Source organism: Moorena sp. SIO3B2 (genome assembly GCF_010692525.1).
Lineage (GTDB): Bacteria > Cyanobacteriota > Cyanobacteriia > Cyanobacteriales > Coleofasciculaceae > Moorena > Moorena producens.
This window is the reverse complement of the sequence record NZ_JAAHHE010000647.1, coordinates 1-2,474: the sequence shown is the minus strand read 5'-3', so window position 1 is coordinate 2,474 and position 2,474 is coordinate 1. Positions and strand designations below refer to the sequence as shown.

Genomic DNA, 2,474 nt, shown 5'->3' with positions numbered 1-2,474 from the left:
CATGCCAAATTAAGAAATAATAACATCGATAGACAATGGGATGGTTCTGCCATGGTCAAAGGTCGGTCAAAATCTAAGTCATCAAAGAAAGGGAAAACGCCATCTGAGACCACAACCTTAAATCTCAAGCAACAGTTAGCTCAAAAACGCCGAGCGCAACGGGAGCGTAGAGAAATCATCCAAATTATTACTATGACAGCAGCTTTTGGAGCCATTATCGGGGTGTTGCTTGCTCTAGTGGTTGATCCTAAAGCTGGTGCAGCTGCAGTAGCTGGTCTGCCTTGTCTGGTTCTGTCCTATAAATATCCTCGCACAGCACTTTGGGCATTCCTGATCTATATGCCTTTTAGTGGTACAATCATTTACTCCATTGGCAATAGTCCACTGCTGCAGCTGGCTAAAGATGGTATCTATATCCCTGCTTTGATTGGTCTAGTACAACAGTGTAAGCAGGAAAGAAAACCAATCATAATAGCCAAGTCCCTAATGCTACCCTTAGGCATTTTGTGCGCATCAAGTTTGCTGACATTCTTGTTTGCTAATGGCTCCCAGCAACTACTTCCCCCTTGTTCAGATCTACCAGGGATGCGTAGAGGTATAACCTGCGAAGATGGACAGCCGATACTAATGGGAATTTTGGGTTTGAAAGTTTTTTTGGGATACATTCCCTTAATCTTTTGTGCCTACTACCTGATCCGTAGCAAGAAAGAATTACTCTTCCTCTCAAGGATGTTCACAGTTCTGGCTATTATCTGCTGTAGCCTTGCCTTTATTCAGTACATGATGCTGAAAACTGGTAGATGCGCTGGAACCCAATTCAGACACGGGGCTGCCTTATTCAAAGCTTCCCTAGATGCTAGATGTTTTGTGGGTGGGTCTTTGCTGTATAGTCCTCAAGTGGGACAAATCCGCTTACCGGGAACCTTTGTTGCCCCTTGGCAGTGGGGCTGGTTCCTGATTTCTAATGCCTTTTTTAGCTTTGCTACTGCTTTCAGCGACCCCTCAGCTCGTTGGCGGAGTGTTGGTTTAGGTGCCATGGCATCGGTTTTTGTTCTCGCAGTAGTCTCTGGTCAGCGGATTGCTCTGGCTTTGGTGCCAACTGTAACCGTAATCCTGCTCGTTTTAACGGGTCAAGTCACTAACCTTAAACGGTTTTTACCTATTTTGGGAGGATTAGGGCTTTTATTAGGAATTGCGGCAACTGCTTTTCCTGAAGTAGTTCAGGAACGGATAGATAGTTTGATCGGTCGTTGGGAAGCTTCACCAGCGGATGATTTTATCCTTCATCAATTTGCTTTTACCTGGAGTAGACTAAGAGGCTCATTAATTGGTCTGGGATTAGGACGAGCGACCAACTCTGCTCGTGTTTTTGGTAAAACCAGTTTGGTAGAAACTTGGTTTCCCAAAGTGATGCATGAAGTTGGTCCGCTGGGGCTGCTGGCTTTTCTAGTATTTGTAACTGCGATTACTGTACTTACCTTCAAGGCTTACCGCTCAGTGAAAAACAAGGATTTGCGGAGTATCGGTGCCAGCTATTGGGTACTTATTTTGTTTATTAGCTACCAAACCTATTACTATCCCTTGGATGTAGATCCAGTGGCAGTATATTATTGGTTGATTACTGGTGTTATCCTCAAGTTGCCTGAAATAAATCGTCAAGAACAAGAGGAACTAGAGAAACTAGAGGCAGCACAGGCAAACGAGCCTCAACCTAAAAAGAAACGAGGTATCAAGGCATCGAAAAAGGGAAAAGGGAAACGGCAAAAGGCAAAAGGCAGGGTAAGCGCCCTAAAAATTGAGTAAAAATGTGATATAGAGCCAGGATCATGACCATATTAAGCCTTGATTCCTAGCACTATTGCACTTTTTTAACCCAAGTACCACTAGCCCAAAACTGGACATTCATCGATTAATTTGAGTTTGCTGATTTTTTTCGATTCATCAAGATTCCTAAAGAAAACAAACTAAGCCCTAAAATCGTTCCTGGTTCTGGAACAGTGCTAAAAATAATATTCCCTTTTTCGACTAATATTTTGGTATCCGAGGTTGGCTCAACAGCAAAAGTTTCAAAAGTTGTTCCTAAAGCTTGAGCAACAATAGGAACTCCAAAAGTGTTACTTGTAGTGTTAATTGTATCGTTGAAGCTGGTTAATATACCATCTGTAAACGTTAGAAATGGACTGGGAGGTACCACATCACTTTCATCAATAAAAACACTATCAGTGACTAATCCCAAACCTGGTATGTCAAGAGAAATTTCAGCCGACGCTTTTAGATCTAAATCGACACCAACTAACTGATTCATCTGGATAGTTTCCACTCCAACCCCAGTGATAGGGGCACTCTCATAGCGAAGGATACCAAAGCCAAGATTATCATTGAGAGTCTCAAGTGTACTAATAAACTCAAATTTCATAGCAGCAGCTTGAGCCAGATTAGGGACAAGAGCAAAAAGACCTAAAATTGCGCCAGTA

At 42.7% G+C, this 2,474-nt stretch carries 2 protein-coding genes; one reads left to right on the top strand and one right to left on the bottom strand.

All coding sequences use genetic code 11. The features are described from left to right. Positions 1-51: 51 nt before the first annotated feature. Positions 52-1,803, top strand: coding sequence for a hormogonium polysaccharide biosynthesis protein HpsL (gene hpsL, locus F6K38_RS39325; protein ID WP_008185324.1), 1,752 nt, complete (start codon positions 52-54; stop codon positions 1,801-1,803). 106 nt (positions 1,804-1,909) lie between these two features. Here the strand turns inward: hpsL and F6K38_RS39320 are convergent. Continuing rightward, a partial coding sequence (locus F6K38_RS39320) for a PEP-CTERM sorting domain-containing protein (RefSeq protein ID WP_287360333.1) occupies positions 1,910-2,474 on the bottom strand: 565 nt, incomplete at its 5' end.

What these genes read in the sequence shown, in the direction of transcription:
- hpsL (WP_008185324.1), top strand. Translation starts at nt 52, where the DNA reads ATGGTCAAAGGTCGGTCAAAATCTAAGTCATCAAAGAAAGGGAAAACG.